The organism is Cellulomonas sp. NPDC058312, from assembly GCF_042880135.1.
Lineage (GTDB): Bacteria > Actinomycetota > Actinomycetes > Actinomycetales > Cellulomonadaceae > Cellulomonas.
On record NZ_JBHVZE010000028.1, the window covers coordinates 1 to 1,015 of the forward strand.

Genomic DNA, 1,015 nt, shown 5'->3' on the forward strand with positions numbered 1-1,015 from the left:
GGTGTGCGCTTGCCAGAGATACTCCACGCGTTCCCGCTCGATTTGCTCGGTGACTTGGTTTAGGGCGCCTTCCACCCACTCTCCCAGCGAGCGGGACGTCAGCTCCATTACCGCACTTAGAATCTTTGGGTTCATCTCAACTTCGGCGGCACGCCACATCCACTGGCGCAGGATCTCATCCTTGGCAGCGTGATATGCAGTCCACACAGCACGGTCGGCTCCTCTACGTATCACCTCGCGCGCAATTCCGACGACTGCCCCGGCAGGCGCCGGCGGTACAGCGTCTCGTGGGGACGACGCCATCTTGCTCGCCCATTGACGAACGTTCTGACGCGTCGACTCACGAATTTCACGCGTCATGACAAAATCCGTGTTGAACGGGGTGCCAGCCCCAACCAATGCTACGCATTCCACCTTCTCGAGGTCGCAGTACTCCGGGTCGAGGAACCGCGCGGCTACGGTGCGCACCACATACTCAACTCGATCAAGGTCCAGCTCATCTGACACAGAACACATCTCCCCTTCGCACCTATAACTGGCCCCTGGGCCTAACGCCCAAGCGGCCGCCCATAGTGTAGGCATTATGCACTTGCGTGTGTGGTGTATGCCACATGATGATCGGAGTGCCACCAATTAGCGAAGGAACGACCCCGTGATACGCCAGTCGCCTGCAACTGCAAACCCAACAACCTAGTCAAATTGCACCGGAAGCGGCCCCGTCTCTGACCTCTGGCTGTATGAGCTCATGACGTTGGCGACGCTCACGATGCCCTTGACCGACTTGGCTCGATCATGGCACCGGCACCGGTCATCGCTGGCGAGCAGAACCAACTCACGCCGGCTGGTTAGGGTGCGGCCGTCGCCCGTGCCGTTTCCCAATGCGCGATTTGAGCTTCTCACCGGGCCACGGTCAAGCGATGCCGCGCTTTTAAGTAAACCGAGGAGTTCACAGCACTGGACTGGACTTTCTGCTTGAACGCACAACTGCACACGTTTGAGTCACGACGAACACTGA

Annotated in this window: 1 protein-coding gene; it reads right to left on the reverse strand. The window is 59.0% G+C overall.

What is annotated here, in order from left to right:
• Positions 1-507: hypothetical protein (locus tag ACFVXN_RS18460; protein WP_389235989.1), on the reverse strand; the 507-nt coding region annotated here is incomplete at its 3' end.
• Positions 508-1,015 lie beyond the last annotated feature (508 nt).